Origin of the sequence: Sphingomonas crocodyli (assembly GCF_004005865.1) — a bacterium.
In the GTDB taxonomy this organism is placed as follows: Bacteria; Pseudomonadota; Alphaproteobacteria; order Sphingomonadales; family Sphingomonadaceae; genus Rhizorhabdus; species Rhizorhabdus crocodyli.
This window is the reverse complement of record NZ_SACN01000005.1, coordinates 150155-168734: the sequence shown is the minus strand read 5'-3', so window position 1 is coordinate 168734 and position 18580 is coordinate 150155. Positions and strand designations below refer to the sequence as shown.

Below are 18580 nucleotides of genomic sequence, written 5' to 3'. Positions count from 1 at the left end.
GGGCGTTCAGCGCGCCTTGTTGTTCGCGACGGCGGACCAGCCGGCCGCGACGAGGAGGAAGGCGATGTCGGCGGCGAGGATGCCGATCGCGAGCGATTCCGTCGCGTGGCCGGCGCGGATGCCGATCGCCGCGATCACGAGGCCGACGAAGATCGCGGCCATCAGCTTGCCCGTGTCGATGCGGCGCTTGCGCGCTGTAATCCGGCGGCGGGCGGGCGCGGGGGTTGCGGCCGGGGCGGCAACCGGGCGGGTATTTGTGTTGGGAGCGTCGGAGGGCGGCGCGATCCCGAAATCCTGAAAGGCCATCGTCTTACTCCCCTGTCGTACAGCCCGGATTAAGACCGGGCCGTGGGTCGCGATGTGATATGGGTCATGTGCTTTGCTGAAACGATCCCGATAAAGCTGATTATACTTTTCGGGAATCTTGAATAACTGTAACTTTAAGCATTCCGAAAACCTTTGCGACTAAGCCGATGCCTCTGTGTGAGGTGTCGATGCGTGGCTTTGCAGGAAAAAGGGCCGGTGGGGCGGCGGCGGTCGTGGCGCAATGCGCGCTCACGGTCGTCGGTCTTGGCCTCGTCCTGGCGCTTCCCGCGCGGAGCGGCGCGATGCTGGTGGTTCCCGTGACCGGCATTCCGGCCAAGCCCTGGCTCGACCAGCGCAGCGACATCCGTTTTTCGGGGCTCGGCCGTCTGCCGGGTTCGATCATCGTCATCGCCGATCGTGACGCCCTGTTGGGCGATGCGATCGCGCATGGCGCCCTTTTGCTGCCGGCGTCACCCACGTTGTGCACCACGCGACTAGCCCAAGCGAGCTGACATCATGCCCATTCTCTCCCTTGATCAACTCCGCCGTATCGGCGTCCGCGTGCTCGGTGCGGGGCTGGGCCTGGCGGGCATCGTCGCCGTGCTGACGGCCTGGGTGATGGGCCGGGGCGATGTGCCGCTGGTCGCCGGGCTTTCGGCCGGCCTGTTCGCGCTGCCGGTGCTGCTGGCGTGGAGCGGGCGGCACGACATGTTCGCGCGCGCCACCTTCGGCTTTGCGGTGCCGGCCTTCCCGGCGATCATGCTGTTCGTGATGCGCGGCCATCTGTGGCAGATGGACATGCACATGATCTTCTTCGCCGGGATCGCCGCGCTGATGCTGCTGTGCGACTGGCGCCCGATCCTGATCGCGACGCTCGCCACCGCGCTCCACCATCTGGTGCTCAGCTTCGTGATGCCGCGCTTCGTGTTCGACAGCGAAGGCGATATCCGCCGCGTGATGCTCCACGCGGTGATCGTGCTGATCGAATCGGGCGCGCTGATGGTGCTGGCGGTGCGGCTGGCGCGCCTGATCAACACGATCGCGGCGCAGCGCGAAAAGCTGATCGCCGCGGAGGATGCGCGCGCCGAAACCGAAGCCGCCCGCGCCGCCGAACATGCCGCCGCCGCACAGGCGCAGGGCACAATGATGCGCGAGCTGCAGGGTGCGCTGGGCGCGATCGCGCAGGGCGATCTGGGCCGCCGCATCGGCACGCTGCCGACCGAATATCGCCAGATCGAACAGGACTTCAACGCCAGCATAGCCAGCCTGGCCGAGATGATCGGCCTGATCGTTTCCGCCTCGCACGAGGTGGAAAGCGAGAGCGGGCTGATCGCCGAGGCATCGACCGAACTCGCCGATCATAGCGGGCATCAGGCCGACACGATCGGCCAGGCGACGATGACGCTGGGCCGCTTGTCCGACGAGGTTTCGACGATTGCCGCGCGCGCCCGCGACACCGCCGGCCGGATGGACGCGATGGAGCGCGATGCGGCGCGCGGCGGCGAACTGGCGGCCGCGATGCGCAGCGCGATGGACGAAGTCGTCGCGTCGACTTCGCGGATCGTCACGATGGTCGACCTGATCGATCAGGTCGCGTTCCAGACCAATTTGCTCGCGCTCAACGCCGGCGTCGAAGCGGCGCGTGCGGGCGAGGCGGGGCATGGCTTCGCGGTGGTGGCGCATGAAGTGCGCGCATTGTCCGAACGCACCGCCGGCGCGGCGCGCGAAGTGCGTCAGTCGATCGGCAACGCCAAGCAGCGGCTCGATATCGGCATGCAGCATGTGTCGGGTTCGGCCGGGGTGCTCGACGAACTCGCGGCTTCGATCGGCGGGGTCACGGCGCTGATGCAGCAGATCGTCGCGGCGACCGACAATCAGTCGGACAGCCTTGGCGAGATGGCCCGCTCGGTCGAGGCTTTGTCGCGCGGCACGCATGTCTCGGCCAGCATGGCGCACGAATGCGATTCGTCGGTCCGGCGCCTGCGCGCGCTTACCGCACGGCTCGGCCAGAATGTGCGTCACTATCGGCTTGGTGGAGCCGAAGCTCCGACTGTATCGCGCCGCCGCGCGGCCTAACGATCCAGCAGAAAATGCATCCGGGCGGTGGCGATCGGACGGTCGCGATCGTCCTGCCATGCGATCGCCTGCGCATTGGCGATCCGTTTGCCGATCCGCTGGATCGTCGCCACGGCAAACGTGTCCTGCATCAACCCGCCGCGCAGGAAATCGATCGCGACGTTGATCGGTTTGATCTTGGGGCGATCCTCGCCCAGCTGCACGATCAGCGCCTCGTAACAGGCCATTTCCAGCAGCCCGCCGATCACGCCGCCGTGAACGAAGCCGGGGCGCCCCTGAACATTGTCGGCATAGGCCATCGTGATCCGCGGCTCATCGGCACCGGCGACGCGGTGGATGCCCAGGAAATCGGCATAAGGGGGCAGCCAGTCGGTCATTCGTCGCTCATGTAGAAGCTGCAGATCGCGTGGGCGACCAGATCGTTCGGATCGCCGTCATGCGCGTCGCAGCGGACGAAGGCGACGTTGCGCGCGACGCGGTAGCATTGGCCGCGCGCGATGATCGGTTTGCCGGGCACGGCGGCGCGGACATAATCGATCCGCATGTCCAGCGTCGCCATCGGCCGGCCACGCCCCGTCTTCGCCAGGATCGCGACCGCGCTTGCCGAATCGATCAGCGAGATGAGCGGGCCGGAGGCGAGCACGCCGGTCTCCGCATTCATCGCCAGCTTGGGATCGTAATCGAACGCCATTTCGGCCCAGTCGTCGCCGCTGCCCACGAAACGCAGGCCGATCGCCTGCGAATGGCCGTGCGATGCGACCAGCTTGGTATCGATTTCGATCGGGGGTGGGTCGTTCGGCTCCATGCGATCCTGCATAAGCGGTTGGGGGATCGGCGCAACGCCGCCGATCGCCCCCATGTCACGCCAGTCTTACTTGGCGAGTTCCTTGTCGATCGCGTCGGTGATGATCGGATCGGTTGGCGCGATATCCGGCGCGAAGCGGCCCGCGACGGTGCCGTCCTTGGCGACCAGGAACTTTTCGAAGTTCCAGAACACGTCCGAAGGCTTGTCCTGCTTCAGGCCGAAGCCCTCCAGCCGATCCTTGAACACATTGTCCTTGAAGAAGGCCGACGGATATTCGCTGGTCAGCTTCTGATAGAGCGGGTGCTGATCGTCGCCCTTGACCGAAATCTTGGCGAACATCGGGAAATCGACACCGTAATTGGTGGTGCAGAAGGTCGCGATCTCCTCGTCGCTGCCCGGCTCCTGCTCGCGGAAATTGTTGGCCGGGAAGCCGAGAACCTCGACGCCTTTCGCCTTGTAATCGGTGTAGAGCTTCTCCAGCCCCTCGTACTGCGGGGTCAGGCCGCACTTCGACGCGACGTTGACGAGCAGGAGAACCTTGCCGGCATAGTCGCCGAGGGTCGCGTCCTTGCCGTCGATCGTCTTGAGGGGAACCTGCTGAATCTCGGTCGCCATCGAATCATCCTTTCCTGAGAACCGTCCGGGCATATCGGGCCGATCGTGACGGGGACAAGACCCCCATCCCCAAATCCTCCCCTAATGGAGGGATTGGAGGCGCAATGCCCTCTACCATTGCCTTCGCGCCCTATCGGCGGCAAAGCGGCGCGCATGAAGAAGCTGACCGGCCAGGATCGTTCGATCACCCGCAACTGGCGCCCCGCGACCCAGGCGATCCGCGGCGGCACCGTGCGTTCGCATTTCGGTGAGACCAGCGAGGCGCTCTTCCTCACCTCTGGCTATGCCTATGACTGCGCGGGCGATGCCGCCGCGCGCTTCGCGGGCGAGCAGAAGGGGATGACCTATTCGCGTCTCCAGAACCCCACCGTGGAGATGCTGGAGGAACGGATCGCGCTGATGGAAGGCGCCGAGGCATGCCGCGCGATGGCGACGGGCATGGCGGCGATGACCGCGGCTTTGCTGTGCCAGCTTCAGATGGGCGATCATATCGTCGCCGGCCGCGCCGCCTTCGGTTCGTGCCGCTGGCTGACCGATACGCTGCTGCCGCGTTTCGGAATCACGGCGACGATCGTCGACGGCACCGACACCGATGCCTGGAAGGCCGCGATCAAGCCCGAAACCAAGCTGTTCTTCTTCGAAACGCCGGCCAATCCGACGCTGGAGATCGTCGATCTGGAGGCCGTGTGCCGGATCGCGAAGGAAGCGGGCGTGTTGACCGTGGTCGACAATGCCTTCGCCACCCCGATGCTGCAGCGGCCGATGGATTATGGCGCGGACATCGTCGCTTATTCGGCCACCAAGATGATGGACGGGCAGGGGCGTGTGCTGGCGGGCGCGGTCTGCGGCACCGACAAGTTCATCAACGAAACCTTGTTGAGCTTCACCCGCAACACCGGGCCGACGCTCAGCGCGTTCAATGCGTGGGTGGTGCTCAAGGGGCTTGAGACGCTCGATCTGCGCATCCGCCGGCAGAGCGAGAATGCGCTGCAGGTCGCGCAGTTCCTGAAGTCGCGCGTCGATCGCACGCTCTATCCGTTCCTGCCCAGCCACCCGCAATATGATCTGGCGACCAAGCAGATGACGGCAGGCGGCACGATCCTGTCGATCTTCGTTGAGGATCGCGCGCAGGCGCACGGCCTGCTCGATGCCCTTCAGCTGATCGACATTTCGAACAATATCGGCGACTCGCGCTCGCTGATGACGCATCCCTGTTCGACCACGCATGCCGGCCTCAGTGCCGAGACGCGCGCGGAGATGGGTGTCGAGGAAGGGATGCTGCGCCTGAACGTGGGCCTCGAAGATCCGCTCGACCTGATCGACGATCTCGATCGCGCGCTCAAGGCGGTCGGGCTGTAAGGGAGATGCGGGGATGAAGAGCCTGTTCCCCTTTGCGGCCGAGACGCGCGGCGTCACGGTGCGGGTGTCGGTGTCCTTCATGCCCGAACAGTCGGAGCCGGGCCGTGGCCGCTGGTTCTGGGCCTATCATATCCGCATCGAAAACGGCTCGAAGCAGGCCGTGCAGCTGCTCACCCGCCACTGGATCATCACCGACGGGCGCGGCGTGAAACAGGAAGTGCGCGGCGAAGGCGTCGTCGGCGATCAGCCGGTGATCGAGCCGGGCACAAGCTATGACTATGTCTCGGGCTGCCCGCTCGGTACGCCGACGGGGGCGATGGAGGGCAGCTATCATATGGTCGCCGAAGACGGCTCCACCTTCGAAGCGGCGATCCCGCGCTTCACCCTGATCGGTCCGGCGGTTATCCAATGAAGCGCACGCATCTTCCCCTGAACGGTCTGCGCGTGCTCGATGCCGCCGCGCGTCATCTGTCCTTCACTCGCGCAGCGGACGAACTGGCGGTGACGCCGGCGGCCGTCGGGCAGCAGATCCGCGCGCTCGAAGATACGCTGGGCGTCGTCCTGTTCCGCCGCACCGCCAAGGGTCTGGAACTGACGCCCGAGGGCGAAGCGGGGCTGGAGGCGCTGCGTGCCGGCTTCCTGCAGTTCGAGGAGGCCGTGCGCGCGATGCAGGCGGGCCAGTCGTCCAAGACGCTGACGATCGCCGCCCCGCGCGATTTCACCGCCAAGTGGCTCGCGCCGCGCCTCGCCGATTTCGGCCGCTCCGATCCCGAGACGCGCTTCGTCCTGCTCTCGTCGGACGAGGGGCTCGATTTCACGCAGGCCAATCTCGATCTCGCCATCTGCTATGCCGATGGCCCGGGCGAGCATGAAGGCGTGCGACTGGCCGAAGGCGCGATCGTCACGGTGGGCCTGGCGGACGGCGCATCGATCGGCTGGCCGGGTTGTCCTGCGGGCGACAAGGAAGGTGCGCTGACGGTCGCTGATGCGGGCCTCGCGATCGACGCGGCGGCGGCGGGCTTCGGCACGGCGCATGTCCCGGCACTGCTCGTAGAACGCGACGTGGCCGAGGGGCGCGTGCGCGTCCACGGCGAACCCAAGCCGTCGCCGAAGGGCTATTGGCTGGTCGCACCCACGCCACAATGGCGTCAGAAGAAGGTGAAGGCGCTCGTCGCCATGCTCACCGCTTCGTAAAGGTCCGTTTCGTGCGCAAAGTCCTGATCCTCGCCAGCTTCGTGGCCCTCGCCGGCTGCGTCTCGACCGCCAAGACGGTCGTGACCGCCCCCTTCAAGGTCGCCGGCAAGGCGGTCGACTGGACGACCACCAGCCAGGACGAGGCCGATCGCAACCGCGGGCGCGAGATGCGCAAGCAGGAAGAACGCGATCGCAAGGCCGCCAAGAAGGCGGAGAAGGAACGCCGTCGCGCGGAGCGGGGGGATTGAGGCTATCGAACCACTCCAAAATCCTCTCCCGGAGGGAGAGGGGGACCACCCGTAGGGTGGTGGAGAGGTATTTGCCGGCAGCGATGTACTCTTTCTCCAGCTACCCCTCCACCGGCTGCGCCGGTCCCCCTCCCCCTCCGGGGGAGGATTTGCGTTCATGCTAACCGTCCTTTCGGCGATCGCGCCGATCTTCGCGGCGATCGGGCTGGGCTATGCCGGGCGGCGCTGGGGGCCGTTCGGTCCGGCCTCGCATGCCGAACTCACCCGCTTCGTCACCAAGCTCGCGCTGCCCGTCCTGCTGTTCCGCATCATGGCGGAGGCGCATCCCGCCGAAATCTGGCAGCCGGGCTTCATCGTCGCGTCGGGCGCCGGTTCGCTCGTGATCTTCGCCGCCGCGATCCTGATCCGGCGGCGCACCGTCCCCACCGCCGATGCGATCGTCGACGGGCTTGCGGCCGGTTACTCGAACACCGCCTTCATCGGCATTCCTTTGTGCCTCAGCCTGCTGGGCGCAACCGGCGTGCTGGCCGCGTCGATCGCGTCGATCCTGACAGTGTGCCTGCTGTTCGCCTTCTCGATCCTGCTGATCGAAGCCGCGTTGCAGCCGGAGGCGAGCCTGCCGACCCTGGTGGGCCGCGCCCTGCTCGCGGCCGCGCGCAACCCATTGGTCTATGCGCCGGCGGCGGGTGCTCTGTTTTCGATCGGCGGCGTTGAACTGCCGGTGCCCGTCGCGCGCTTCGCCGAACTGCTCGGCGCGGCGGCCAGCCCCTGCGCTTTGGTCGCGCTCGGCCTGTTCGTCGGCGAACCGCGCCCGAAGGTGCCGGGGCAGGCGGTGGGCCTGCTGGCGGGTTTCAAGCTGCTCGTGCAGCCGGCCATCACCTGGCTGATCGCCTATGTGCTGTGGCCGCTGCCGCCGGTCTGGGCGAAGGCGGCGGTCCTGCTCGCCGCGCTGCCGACGGGCACCGGTCCCTTCATGCTGGCCGAGCTTTACGGGCGTGAGGCCAATCTCACCGCGCGCACGATCCTGATCACCACGACGCTCTCGATCGTGACGATCACGGTGCTGATGGCGATCCTTTAGGCCCGAACTTTCCGTCGACGATCGCCTGCGTTGCGTCCGCAAGCCAGCCAGCGATCATCGGCAGCCGATCGTCGGACAATGGCGCGATCGGAAGCAGCTTCCACGCGGTCAGGAATCCGCTCCACAGCAGGTTCAGGCACGCCGCGCGCGCCTCGGCATCGGGACCGTCCAGATAATCGGCCAGCGGGCGGATCACCTTCTCGTCGAGCGCGCGGACCGAAATGGCGTGCGCGGTCGGATCGCCCGCCGACAGGATCATCATCGACAAGGGACTCGGCATCTCGTTCGCCGCCAGGAAGATCTCGACGATCCGTTGCCCCATCGTCCCCGGCTCCAGCGCGAAGACCGGGTCCATGAAGATCGAATGGTCGAGCGCCGCGCGGAACAGCCCCTCCTTCGATCCATAATAGCGCAGCACCAGCGCGGGGTTCACGCTCGCTTCGGCCGCGATGTCGCGCACGCCCGTATTGGCGAAGCCGCGCGCGCCGAACTGCATGCAGGCAGCCGCCAAAATCCGCGACCTTGTGCCTTCCGCATCGCGCACAACCGTTTTGCCCGTCGCGCTCGCCAAAATTCGTTTCCCTCCCACAATGTCCGATTGCACCGACCGTCATGCCCGAGTAAACGACTGTTTACAAGAATGGAGCGGGTATGACTGAACAGGCTGCTGCGAACGCATTTTCTCCCGATGCGCTCAAGGAAAAATATCGGATCGAGCGCGAAAAGCGCCTCCGGTCGGACGGCAATGCCCAATATCTCGAGATTTCCGGCGTCTATCGCGATTTCGACGCCGATCCCTATGTCGAGCCGGGCTTCACCCGCGATGCGGTGGCCGAGGAACTCGACGTCGTGATCATCGGTGGAGGTTTCGGTGGCCTGCTCGCGGGCGTGCGGCTCGCGCAGCAGGGCGTCAGCAATGTCCGTGTGATCGAAAAGGGCGGCGACTTCGGCGGCACCTGGTACTGGAATCGCTATCCGGGCGCGGCGTGCGACGTCGAATCCTACATCTACCTGCCGATGCTGGAGGAGATGGGATACGTCCCCACCGAAAAGTACGCGAAGGCGCCCGAAATCTTCGCCTACTGCCAGTCGCTCGCCCGCAAATTCGATCTCTATGACGGCGCCCTGTTCCAGACGCTTGTCACCGGCGCCGACTGGGACGAGGCGACGGCGCGCTGGCAGGTCAGCACCAATCGCGGCGACAAGCTGAGCGCGCGTTTCCTGATCGTCGCGGGCGGCCTGCTCCACAAGGCGAAGCTGCCGGGCATTCCGGGCATCGAAAGCTTCAAGGGCCACAGCTTCCACACCAGCCGCTGGGATTATGACTATACCGGCGGCAGCCCGACCGAGCCGATGGTCAAGCTCGCCGACAAGCGCGTCGGCATCATCGGCACCGGCGCGACGGCGGTGCAGGCGATCCCCAAACTTGCCGAGGCGGCGGGGCATCTCTACGTTTTCCAGCGCACCCCTTCGAATGTCGGCGTGCGCGGCAACCGGCCGACCGATCCCGAATGGGCGAAGTCGCTCCAGCCCGGCTGGCAGCAGCAGCGGATCGAGAATTTTACCTCGATCGTCACCGGCACGCCGGTGAAAGAAGATCTGATCAAGGACGGCTGGACTGAAATCCTCGGGGGCGACGTGCCGCTGGCCGCCACCAACACCGACGAGGAACGGCGCCAGATCGCCGACTTCGCCAAGATGGAAGCGATCCGCGCGCGCATCGACAGCACGGTCAAGGATCGCGCGACCGCCGAGGCGCTGAAGCCCTGGTACAACGCGATGTGCAAGCGCCCCTGCTTCCACGACGAATATCTGCCCGCGTTCAACCGCCCGAACGTCACGCTGGTCGATACCGACGGCCACGGCGTGCAGCGGATCACCGAGACGGGCGTGGTCGTTGGCGACAAGGAATATGAGGTCGATTGCCTGATCTACGCTTCGGGCTTTGAGGTGACGACCGGCTATACCCGCCGCCTCGGCTTCGAAATGCACGGCAAGGGTGGCGAGGCGATCACCGACAGCTGGAAGGAGGGCGCGCACACCCTCCACGGCATCTTCACGCGCGGCTTCCCGAATCTCGTGATGTTCAGCATCATTCAGGGCGGGCAGGGGATCAACTTCCTGCACGGCATCAACGAGCTGTCGATCCATGTCGGCGAGATCGTCTCGGGCCTGCTCAAGGATGGTGCCCGCACGGTCGAGCCGACCGAGGCCGCCGAACAGGCGTGGATGGGCGTGATCTTCAGCTTCCTGATGGCGACCGCCAAGTTCAATCTCGAATGCACGCCCAGCTACACCAACAACGAAGGCAGCATGGGCGACATGGCGACGGCGCGCAGCGCCCCGTACATGGGCAAGACGATGGATTATATCGATATCCTGCGCGCCTGGCGGGCCGAAGGATCGCTCGAAGGTCTCGAAATCACCAAATAATCGAACAATGGAGGAGGATGACATGGCGAAGGAATTCGACGGCAAGGTCGTGATCGTCACGGGTGCGGCTTCGGGGCTGGGGCGGGCGACTGCGCTCGCCTTCGCCGATCAGGGCGCGACGCTCGCGATCGGCGACGTGCAGGAGGAAAAGCTGCAGGAGGTCGCCGAACTGGCGCGCGCCAAGGGCGTGAAGGTGACGGCGAACAAGCTCGACCTGATCGACACGGCGGCCTGCGCGAAGTTCGTCGAGGATGCGGCTGCCGCGCACGGCCGGCTCGACGCTTTGGTCAATGTCGCCGGCACGATCGTGATGAACCCGATCGACAAGGTGACGCTCGCCGACTGGGATCGCGTCTATGCGGTCAACGTCCGCGCACCTTTCTTCCTGATGCAGGCGGCGCTGCCGCATCTGCACAAGACCGAGGGCGGCATCGTCAACATCGCGTCCAACTCGGCGATCCTGGGCCACTCCTATCTGGCGCCCTATTCGTCGTCGAAGGCGGCTTTGGTGCAGTTGACCAAGTCGATGGCGATCGAGACGATCCATTCGAAGGTGCACATCAATTCGATCGCGCCGGGCGGCATCGCGACGCCGATGGCGGGCACGATGAGCTTCCCGCAGGATATCGACGTCAGCCTGATCGCGCGCTTCACCGGGCTGCGCGGCATGAACCAGCCGGAGGATTTCAGCGACATGATCCTCTTCCTCGCCTCGCCACGCGGCAAGGTGGCGCATGGTTCGTGCTTCGTGCTCGACATGGGCACGACCGCGGGCTGATCGGCAGGGACAGGGGAAGACGATGATCGAATTGACCGCGACGAAGGTCGTCACGACGGGGCTGATGTTCCCCGAGGGGCCGATCGCGCTGGACGACGGAACGGTGCTGGTGACGGAGATCGAGGGCAATTCGCTCGCGCGCGTTTCCCCCGACGGATCGATCCGGCGCTATCCGTGCGATCCCGGCCCGAACGGGCAGGCGGTCGGCCCGGACGGCGCGGTCTATGTCTGCACCGATGGCGGCCTCGCCTTCATGACGCAGGACGGCATCCGTTTTCCCCACGCCCTTCGCGACGGCTGGACCGGCGGCAACATCCAGCGCCTCGATCTCGCCAGCGGCGCGATCGAGACGATCTTCACGCAGGTCGATGGGCAGCCGATCCTGTCGCTCAACGACGCCGTGTTCGATACCAGCGGCGGCGCCTATGTCGTCGATACGGCCAAGGGCTGCCTCTATTATATGGACCCGATCGCCCGTACGATCCGCGTCGCCGAAACAGGGCTGGAGGCGCCCAACGGCTTCGGCCTCTCGCCCGATGGCAAGCGCGCTTATGGCTCCGAAACCTATTCGGGCCGGCTGTGGGTGTGGGATGTGACGGGTGCGGGCGAACTCGCCAACCGCGCGCTCCATTATCAGGCGGACGGCCACGGCTGGGATGGCCTCGCGGTCGACGGCGCGGGCAATGTCTGCGGATCGAACCTCGTCAAATCGGGCATCAGCGTGATCTCGCCCACCGGCGAACTGATCGGCCTGATCAAGACCGAGGAATATGACAGCTTCGTCACCAACATCTGCTTCGCCGATGACGGGACGGCCTTCATCTGCTCGTCGGGCCGCGGCAAGCTCTACGCGATCGCCTGGCCCTGGCCGCCGCTCCAGCTGAACTACACGGCGTAACCTCAATCCTCCCCCGCCAGGGGGAGGATCAATAAGCCTCGATCCACCCCAGCACATCGTGCCGCATCATCGCGCGGCCGATCTGGGAAGGCGTCCCGGCTGCAATTGCGCGCGCTTTACCGTTGTGGGATGCACGCAACATTGATGGCGGAGACGAAATGACTGAGAAAGCCGGGATCAGCGGGACTATTCTGCTGTTATTGTCTGCCTTTATGCTGACGGGTGTCGCACCAGCGGCGGAGCCGGGGCAGCTAGAAGTTCGCAACTACACGACGCCCGGCAATCTTGAATCTCCTCACGATATTGGGTGTATTCCGCTCAGTGCAGCTTCGCCGAAATATAATCCGGTTGATCTATATCGAGGGGCAAAGCTCTGCCTCAACTCCGGTCGGTATCAAGAAGCGTTCGCCTTGATAGGCCTAGCCAACGCTTATGGTCGGTTCGATATGCTTCGGGTCGCCGATAGAACCGCGCATCAAGCAGTAACGATGGCTAGGATGGAGGTTTTCAGAGATACTCCTGACGCCGTGAAAAGCGAACTCTCGGCGGTCGTGGCAAAAAATAGCGACAATGCAGAGAAAAGGGCCGATCTTTGCCGCGAATTACGTCGTTTGGGTCATCCCACTTATTACCCTCGATACATGGTGCAACACGGCATGGCCGCCTTCATGCAGCGCGGTGGTGAAGAACTGGTAGGAGCGTTTGACAAAAATAAGGCTTGGTCGGATGTTCTCAATACTTACGCGAAATGTGCGTGAGCGGACATCCCGGTAGCGCAGCGACATAATCACATCGGCAGCGCCTCGATCCGCCCCAGCGTATCGTGCCGCATCATCGCGCGGCCGATCCGCTTGCAGAATTCGGCGATGATCGGGGGATCGACGCGGATCGTCGTGATCCACAGATAATAGCCGTACAGGATCGATCGGCGATAATCGTCCCACGCCTCATCGAACGACGGCGCGACCCCGACCGCCGCCTGATAGCATTCGAGATAATGCGCGATCAGCGCCTTCTCGTTCGCCTCAGCCTCCTCGACCGTCAGCACCGCGGGCAGATGATAGGCGACGTCCGCCGCCCAATGCCCCCGCTGGACGAGCTGCCAGTCGGTGAAGCCCGGCCCCTGTGCCGTGTCGAACACATTGCCCGCATGGCAATCGCCGTGACGCAGCGTCTGCGGCCGGCTCGCGTCGATCTCGGCCATGCGCCGCAGCGCCCGCCCGATCCGCGCGGCATCGAGCACGTCGCGCGACAGCGCCTCGCCCCGCTCGCCGTCCAGCAATTCCTGCAACGGCGCGTCGGCGATCGGCGGCTGCGCGACCATCCGCTGCAGGATCGATCCCGCCCACGCAAAATCCGGACCGTCGACCTTGCCCGCATAGGTCGCATGCAGCGCCGCCAATTGCCCCACGCTCGCCCGCGCCCGATCGACCCCATAAGGTTCCAGCGACGACATGAAGCGCGCGCCCATCGCGGTCAGGTCGTCCATCACGATCAGGCCGAGGCCGCTTTCCGGATCGACCGCGGCATAAGGCGATCGCGCGACCCGCATCGGCACATGGTTCGCCACCTGCGCATAGAAACGCGCCTCGATCGCCGACATGAACGACAGCCGGTCCATATAGGGATCGCAATCGAGAAACGCCTTGAGACACAACGCCTCCGGCCCCGTCGGCCCCGCCGGATCATAGACCAGCCGCACGCGCAGCTTGCTCGCGACCACGCGGATCGTCTGGACCAGTTCGACCCGGTCGATCCGGCATCCCGGCACCGCATCCTGCAGGATCGCGGTCCACCAGACGGGATCGAGCGCGCCCGCGACCGTCGTCGGAACAGGGATGCTCATCCGCGAAACTGCCGGAAGAAGCCGCGCAATTCGTCGACGAAATCCTCGGGCTGCTCGTCCGCCGCGAAATGCCCGCCCGCCGGCATCTCCCGCCAGTGGATCAGGTTGGTATAGACCTGCTCGGCCCAGGCGCGCGGGGTCGGGCGGATTTCGGCGGGGAAGCGGGCATGGCCGGTCGGCACGCTCACCTTCTCCGAAGGCACGCCCTTCCACCGGTTCGGCGCCATCACCTCATAATAAAGCCGCATCGCCGAATTGATCGTGCCCGTCACCCAATAGAGCATGATGTTCTCCAGCAACTTGTCCTTGCTGAAGGTCTCGACCGCGTCGCCGCAATCGCTCCACGTCTTGAACTTCTCGACGATCCAACCCGCCAGCCCCGCCGGGCTGTCGGTCAGGCCATAGGCCACCGATTGCGGCTTGGTCCCCTGAATGGCCTGATAACCGCTTTCCCAGCGATCATAATTGGCCTTCCACTCCAGCGCCTTCACCTCCGCCTCGCTCAGCCCCGCATGCGGGTTGGCGGGATCGGCGGGGTGGCCGGTGATGAAGTTCAGGTGCAGCGCGATCACCCGTTCGGGCTGTTTCACCGCCATCGCGGTCGAGATCGCCGATCCCCAGTCGCCACCCTGCGCGACGTAGCGGTCATAACCCAGCATCTCCATCAGCGCGATGTTGACGTCGGCCGCGCGCCCGATGTCGAAACCCGTCGTCCGCGTCGGCCCCGAAAAGCCATAGCCGGGGATGGACGGCGCGATGACGTGGAAGGCGTCGCGGCGGTCGCCGCCATGTTTCGCCGGATCGGTCAGCGGCCCGAAGATGTCGAGAAACTCTGCCACCGATCCCGGATAGCCATGCGTGATGATCAGCGGCATCGCATCGGGTTCGGGCGATCTTATGTGGTAGAAATGGACCTGCTCGCCGCCGATCTCGGTCATGAACTGCGGAAAGGCATTGAACCGCGCTTCCGCGGCCCGCCAGTCGAAGCGGTGGCGCCAGTGATCGCACAGCTCCTGCAGGAAACCCCGTTCGGTGCCATAATCCCAGCCGACACCGGGCAGTTGATCGGGCCAGCGCGTATTATCGAGCCGTTGATAGAGATCGTCTATCACGCTGTCGGGGACGTGGCATTCGAACGGGGTGATCGCCATCCTATTCGGCCGCCTCTTCGAAATGCTGCAGATCGGGATGGTCGTTCAGCAGGAAGTCGTTCTTCACCCCCTTGAACAGCCCCTCGGGCGCCTCGGCATCGAGCGCGTCGAGCGTCCAGCCGCCGGCATGATGGATCGCGCTTTCGTAGGTCGGCTCGTTGAACAAAGCGATATTGTCGCCGCGGACATGGAAGGTGCGGCCGTTGACCTCCCTGGCCGCATCGGTCGCCAGCCACACGCCCATCGGCGCGATCTTGGCGGGCGGGTGCGTCGTCGGGTTCGCGCCGCTCTCCTCGGGGCGGATGCCGCCGCCGCCGGTGGTGAGCGCGAGCAGCTTCAGCCACGGCGCCATCACCACCATATATTCGTCGGATGACTGCGCGAGCGCCAGCGGCCGGATCGCGTTGCAACGGATCCCGAAGCGGCCCAATTCGCGCGCCACGGTGCGGGTCAGCCCGATCACCGCCTCCTTGGTCGACGCATAAGCCTGCATCGCCGGATGGCCGAAGCCCGCGCCCGAACTCATGTTCAGGATCACGCCCGAACGCTGGCGGATGAAGTGCAGCGCCACCGCGCGGGTCATCGCGAAATAGCCCTTCACGTTGACCTCGAACGACGTGTCCCACGCCTCTTCGGTCACCTCCCACAGATGTGCGGGATGGCCGCCAGCGGTCGCGTTGTTGAACAGCATGTCGACGCGGCCGAAGGCGTCGATGGCGTGCTGCACGATCGCGTCCGCGCCGCTCCACGTCGCGCTGTTGGTGTCGGCCACCGCGCGGCCGCCCGCCGCTTCGATCTCGGCCACCACCGATGCGGCATCCGCGCCGGTGCGCGTGCCCAGATCGTTCACCAGCACCGATGCGCCTTCGGATGCGAGCAGCAGCGCGAACTGCCTCCCGATCCCGCCGCCACCCCCGGTCACGATCGCGACCCTGCCGTCCAGACGTCCCGCCATATGCCTCTCCATCGCTTCTATCGAGCTGGCGGCAGTGTGCGGTGGGTGGGGGAGGGCGACAAGCGGCTACGGCTTCACATCGCCCGCCATTTTACACGCCTCCGTCACGGCGGAGGCACCGGGGTCAGAACGCCCAGCGCATCCCCTGATCGGGCAGGATGAAGCGGACGCCCAGATCGTTGCCGGCGTTCAGTTCGCGCAGGATCGTGACGCGCGGATCGGGGCCGCTGAGCACAGGCTTGATGTGGCTGACGACGATTGGCAGCCCCTTGAGCGCGCCCTTGCCGCCCGCCGCCGCCTCAAGCGCGTGGAGTGAGCGGAGCAGATAGGCCGGCGTCAGATGCCCGAACAGCAGCTTGTCGGGCCGGTCGCTGGCATAGGACACCTCGATGATGATCGCCTTGAGGTTGCGATCGCGCACGCGCGACGCGACCGCCTGCCACAATTGAGCGAGGCGCGGCTGCTTCTCCAGGCTGTCGGGCCCGGTATCGCCCAGACACAGCAGGCTCGCCTTGTCGGTCGCCACCAGAAACGCCGTCGATTCCACCCCGCCATGCGCCAGCGGATAGGCGGTCAGCGTCATCGCCGTCCCGTCGATCGGCCGCGTCTCGCCCGGTGTCAGATCGGTGAGCCTGTAATTGCCCAGCGCCGGCGCCTTGCCCCGATCGGTGAAGTTCGCCCAGGCATCCCAGTTGAAATAGCTGTCGAGGATCTTCTGCCCCACTGACGGCAGGACGTAGATCGGCTTCTTGCTGTCGTCGGGCGCGGCGATCAGCATGCCGGCCAGATGATCGAGATGCGCGTGGCTGATCATATAGCCACGAATGTCATCGTGCAGGATCGTCTCGCGGCTGCCCTTGAGCGTCCCGCGCTTCCGCGCCGCCTCGATCCCGTTCACCAGGCTGCCCACGTCGCACATCACCGCGCGCTTGTCGCCGTGTGGCGCGATCATCCACGCGGTCAGATTGCCATCGTCGACCCCGCCGCGCACGCCGATCGCGGTGACGTCGAAGCTCTGCGCATTGAGAGGAGCGGCGGCCAGTGCCAGCGCGGCGACCAGCCTTTTCATCATTCCGGGCGCCGCGGCTGGATGTTGGTGACCTTCAGCGTCATCACCGTCTCGCCCAGCTGGTTGAACATGGCGAGCCGGTAATCGATGAAGCCGATCGGCTTCGATCCCGACGCCTTCTTCGCCAGAACCTCGGCCTCCGCGCTCAGCACGTCGCCCGGATAGACGGGCTTCAGCCAGCGCAGTTCGTCGACGCCCGTTCCGGCGAGCGAGAAATGGCCGTCCTCGGTCCAATGGTCGGTCAGCATCCGCATCAGCATCGCGCAGCTGTGCCAGCCGCTCGCCGCCAGCCGCCCGAAGATCGGGTTGGCGGCGGCCGCCTTGTCGTCGAGGTGGAAAGGCTGCGGATCGAACTTCTTCGCGAAGTCGATCACCTCGTCGCGGCTGACCACATAAGCGCCGAAACGCTCGACATGGCCGATCTCATAATCCTCGAACCACCGCATGCGCTCAGCCTTCCAGTCTATCCGTCATCCCGGCGGAGGCCGGGATCTCAGGAGAGACGCGATGCGCAAGAGCCTCCCGAGATCCCGGCCTCCGCCGGGATGACGATAAGGGTTTAGACGTTGAAGCGGAACAGCATGATATCGCCGTCCTGCACGACATAGTCCTTGCCTTCGGAGCGCAGCTTGCCCGCCTCGCGCGCCGCTGCTTCGCCGCCAAGGGCCACATAATCCTTATAGGCCATCGTCTCGGCGCGGATGAAGCCGCGTTCGAAATCGCTGTGGATCGCGCCGGCCGCCTGCGGGGCCTTCGATCCCTTGTCGATCGTCCACGCGCGGGCTTCCTTGGGGCCGACCGTGAAGAAGGTCAGCAGGCCCAGCAGCTCGTATCCCGCGCGGATCACGCGGGCGAGGCCGGTTTCGCGCAGCCCCAGATCGGACAGGAAATCGGCGCGGTCGGCGGGGTCGAGCGTCACGATCTCGGCCTCGATCGCGGCGGAGACGACCACGGCCTGCGCGCCCTCGGCCTTCGCCTTTTCGAACACGCGCGCCGACAGCTCGTTGCCCTCGGCCGCCGCACCCTCATCGACGTTGCAGACGTAGAGGACGGGCTTCGACGTCAGCAGCTGCGCCTGCGAAAACAGGCGGGCCTCGTCATCGTCCTTGGGCTGGGTCAGCCGCGCGGGCTTGCCCTCGCGCAGCAGATCGAGCGCCTGGCCGAGCACGGACGCGGCGGCCTTCGCCTCCTTGTCGCCCTGCGCGGCCTTCTTCGCGAAGGCGGGCACGCGCTTTTCGAGCGATTCGAGATCGGCGAGCATCAGCTCGGTCTCGACCGTTTCTGCATCCGCGATCGGATCGACCTTGCCCTCGACGTGGGTCACGTCGCCATCCTCGAAGCAGCGCAGGACGTGGACGATCGCGTCGACCTCACGAATGTTGGCCAGGAACTGGTTGCCCAGCCCTTCGCCCTTCGATGCCCCGCGCACGAGGCCCGCAATGTCGACGAAGCCCAGCTGCGTCTCGATGATCTTGGCCGAACCGCCGATCTTCGCGATCTCATCCAGCCGATTATCGGGCACCGCGACCTGGCCGACATTCGGCTCGATCGTGCAGAAGGGATAATTGGCCGCCTGCGCCGCCGCCGTCTCGGTCAGCGCGTTGAAAAGGGTGGACTTGCCCACATTGGGAAGCCCGACGATGCCGCAACGAAAACCCATCTGATATCGACCTCAATTTGTTGGGGCCGCCGATAGCGGGTGCGGACGCGATTTGCCAGAGCGGCGCTACCCACATTCCCCTCGTCATTGCGAGGAGCCGCAGGCG

At 65.4% G+C, this 18580-nt stretch carries 22 protein-coding genes; 11 read left to right on the top strand and 11 right to left on the bottom strand.

All coding sequences use genetic code 11. The features are described from left to right. Positions 1-6: 6 nt before the first annotated feature. Positions 7-306 carry a hypothetical protein gene (locus tag EOD43_RS22160; RefSeq protein ID WP_127746556.1) on the bottom strand — a complete coding sequence of 100 codons (300 nt, stop codon included), beginning with the start codon at positions 304-306 and terminating at the stop codon, positions 7-9. Positions 307-494: 188 nt separating this feature from the next. On the opposite strand from EOD43_RS22160, the gene EOD43_RS22155 reads away from it, so the two are divergent. Then, a complete protein-coding gene (locus EOD43_RS22155) occupies positions 495-818 on the top strand; it encodes a hypothetical protein (protein ID WP_127746554.1) in 324 nt (107 codons plus the stop codon). Between the two features lie 4 nt (positions 819-822). Then, positions 823-2382 carry a methyl-accepting chemotaxis protein gene (locus EOD43_RS22150; RefSeq protein WP_127746552.1) on the top strand — a complete coding sequence of 520 codons (1560 nt, stop codon included), beginning with the start codon at positions 823-825 and terminating at the stop codon, positions 2380-2382. On the opposite strand, the gene EOD43_RS22145 is transcribed toward EOD43_RS22150, so the two are convergent. The 3 genes from EOD43_RS22145 to EOD43_RS22135 are packed head-to-tail and all read right to left on the bottom strand — an operon-like array spanning position 2379 to position 3802. Then, entirely contained in the window at positions 2379-2759 is a 381-nt protein-coding gene (locus tag EOD43_RS22145) for a PaaI family thioesterase (protein ID WP_127746550.1), read from the bottom strand. The two genes, EOD43_RS22150 and EOD43_RS22145, sit on opposite strands and share 4 nt — an antisense overlap. Further along, positions 2756-3241, bottom strand: coding sequence for a PaaI family thioesterase (locus EOD43_RS22140; RefSeq protein WP_127746548.1), 486 nt, complete (start codon positions 3239-3241; stop codon positions 2756-2758). The genes EOD43_RS22145 and EOD43_RS22140 overlap by 4 nt, the downstream gene beginning before the upstream one ends. A gap of 12 nt (positions 3242-3253) precedes the next feature. Next, entirely contained in the window at positions 3254-3802 is a 549-nt protein-coding gene (locus EOD43_RS22135; protein ID WP_127746546.1) for a glutathione peroxidase, read from the bottom strand. A gap of 153 nt (positions 3803-3955) precedes the next feature. Between EOD43_RS22135 and metZ the strand changes: the two genes are divergently transcribed. From metZ to EOD43_RS22110, 5 genes are all read left to right on the top strand, one after another. Next, positions 3956-5161, top strand: a complete 1206-nt coding sequence (gene metZ, locus EOD43_RS22130) for an O-succinylhomoserine sulfhydrylase (RefSeq protein ID WP_127746544.1) — start codon at positions 3956-3958, stop codon at positions 5159-5161. 13 nt (positions 5162-5174) lie between these two features. Further along, the gene (gene apaG, locus EOD43_RS22125) at positions 5175-5573 is read left to right on the top strand and encodes a Co2+/Mg2+ efflux protein ApaG (RefSeq protein WP_127746542.1); all 399 of its coding nucleotides are present in this window, start codon (positions 5175-5177) and stop codon (positions 5571-5573) included. Next, positions 5570-6355 (top strand): LysR family transcriptional regulator, encoded by a 786-nt coding sequence (locus EOD43_RS22120; protein ID WP_127746540.1) that lies wholly within the window; start codon positions 5570-5572, stop codon positions 6353-6355. The genes apaG and EOD43_RS22120 overlap by 4 nt, the downstream gene beginning before the upstream one ends. Positions 6356-6366: 11 nt before the next feature. Further along, positions 6367-6603: a hypothetical protein gene (locus EOD43_RS22115; RefSeq protein WP_127746538.1), complete on the top strand. Its 237-nt coding sequence runs from the start codon at positions 6367-6369 to the stop codon at positions 6601-6603. Between the two features lie 157 nt (positions 6604-6760). Continuing rightward, positions 6761-7684, top strand: a complete 924-nt coding sequence (locus EOD43_RS22110; RefSeq protein WP_127746536.1) for an AEC family transporter — start codon at positions 6761-6763, stop codon at positions 7682-7684. On the opposite strand, the gene EOD43_RS22105 is transcribed toward EOD43_RS22110, so the two are convergent. Further along, the gene (locus EOD43_RS22105) at positions 7659-8228 is read right to left on the bottom strand and encodes a TetR/AcrR family transcriptional regulator (RefSeq protein WP_276318217.1); all 570 of its coding nucleotides are present in this window, start codon (positions 8226-8228) and stop codon (positions 7659-7661) included. The genes EOD43_RS22110 and EOD43_RS22105 overlap by 26 nt on opposite strands. A gap of 107 nt (positions 8229-8335) precedes the next feature. Between EOD43_RS22105 and EOD43_RS22100 the strand changes: the two genes are divergently transcribed. From EOD43_RS22100 to EOD43_RS22085, 4 genes are all read left to right on the top strand, one after another. Next, positions 8336-10117, top strand: a complete 1782-nt coding sequence (locus tag EOD43_RS22100; RefSeq protein WP_127746532.1) for a flavin-containing monooxygenase — start codon at positions 8336-8338, stop codon at positions 10115-10117. A gap of 22 nt (positions 10118-10139) precedes the next feature. Continuing rightward, the gene (locus EOD43_RS22095; protein ID WP_149521882.1) at positions 10140-10895 is read left to right on the top strand and encodes an SDR family NAD(P)-dependent oxidoreductase; all 756 of its coding nucleotides are present in this window, start codon (positions 10140-10142) and stop codon (positions 10893-10895) included. Positions 10896-10917: 22 nt separating this feature from the next. Further along, complete coding sequence (locus EOD43_RS22090) at positions 10918-11793, top strand: SMP-30/gluconolactonase/LRE family protein (RefSeq protein WP_127746528.1); 876 nt, start codon at positions 10918-10920, stop codon at positions 11791-11793. A 158-nt stretch (positions 11794-11951) separates the two neighbouring features. After that, positions 11952-12551: a hypothetical protein gene (locus EOD43_RS22085; RefSeq protein ID WP_127746526.1), complete on the top strand. Its 600-nt coding sequence runs from the start codon at positions 11952-11954 to the stop codon at positions 12549-12551. Positions 12552-12580: 29 nt separating this feature from the next. On the opposite strand, the gene EOD43_RS22080 is transcribed toward EOD43_RS22085, so the two are convergent. The 6 genes from EOD43_RS22080 to ychF form a co-directional block, all read right to left on the bottom strand. After that, entirely contained in the window at positions 12581-13639 is a 1059-nt protein-coding gene (locus tag EOD43_RS22080) for a phosphotransferase family protein (RefSeq protein WP_127746524.1), read from the bottom strand. Then, positions 13636-14790 (bottom strand): epoxide hydrolase family protein, encoded by a 1155-nt coding sequence (locus EOD43_RS22075; RefSeq protein ID WP_127746522.1) that lies wholly within the window; start codon positions 14788-14790, stop codon positions 13636-13638. The genes EOD43_RS22080 and EOD43_RS22075 overlap by 4 nt, the downstream gene beginning before the upstream one ends. A 1-nt stretch (position 14791) precedes the next feature. Further along, on the bottom strand, positions 14792-15745 hold the full coding sequence (locus tag EOD43_RS22070; RefSeq protein WP_164857398.1) for an SDR family NAD(P)-dependent oxidoreductase: 954 nt from the start codon (positions 15743-15745) through the stop codon (positions 14792-14794). A 124-nt stretch (positions 15746-15869) separates the two neighbouring features. After that, entirely contained in the window at positions 15870-16817 is a 948-nt protein-coding gene (locus tag EOD43_RS22065) for an MBL fold metallo-hydrolase (protein ID WP_206363624.1), read from the bottom strand. Next, positions 16814-17260, bottom strand: a complete 447-nt coding sequence (locus EOD43_RS22060) for a MaoC family dehydratase (RefSeq protein ID WP_127746517.1) — start codon at positions 17258-17260, stop codon at positions 16814-16816. Before EOD43_RS22060 ends, EOD43_RS22065 begins: the two co-directional genes overlap by 4 nt. 113 nt (positions 17261-17373) lie before the next feature. Then, on the bottom strand, positions 17374-18474 hold the full coding sequence (gene ychF / locus EOD43_RS22055) for a redox-regulated ATPase YchF (RefSeq protein WP_127746515.1): 1101 nt from the start codon (positions 18472-18474) through the stop codon (positions 17374-17376). Positions 18475-18580: the final 106 nt, after the last annotated feature.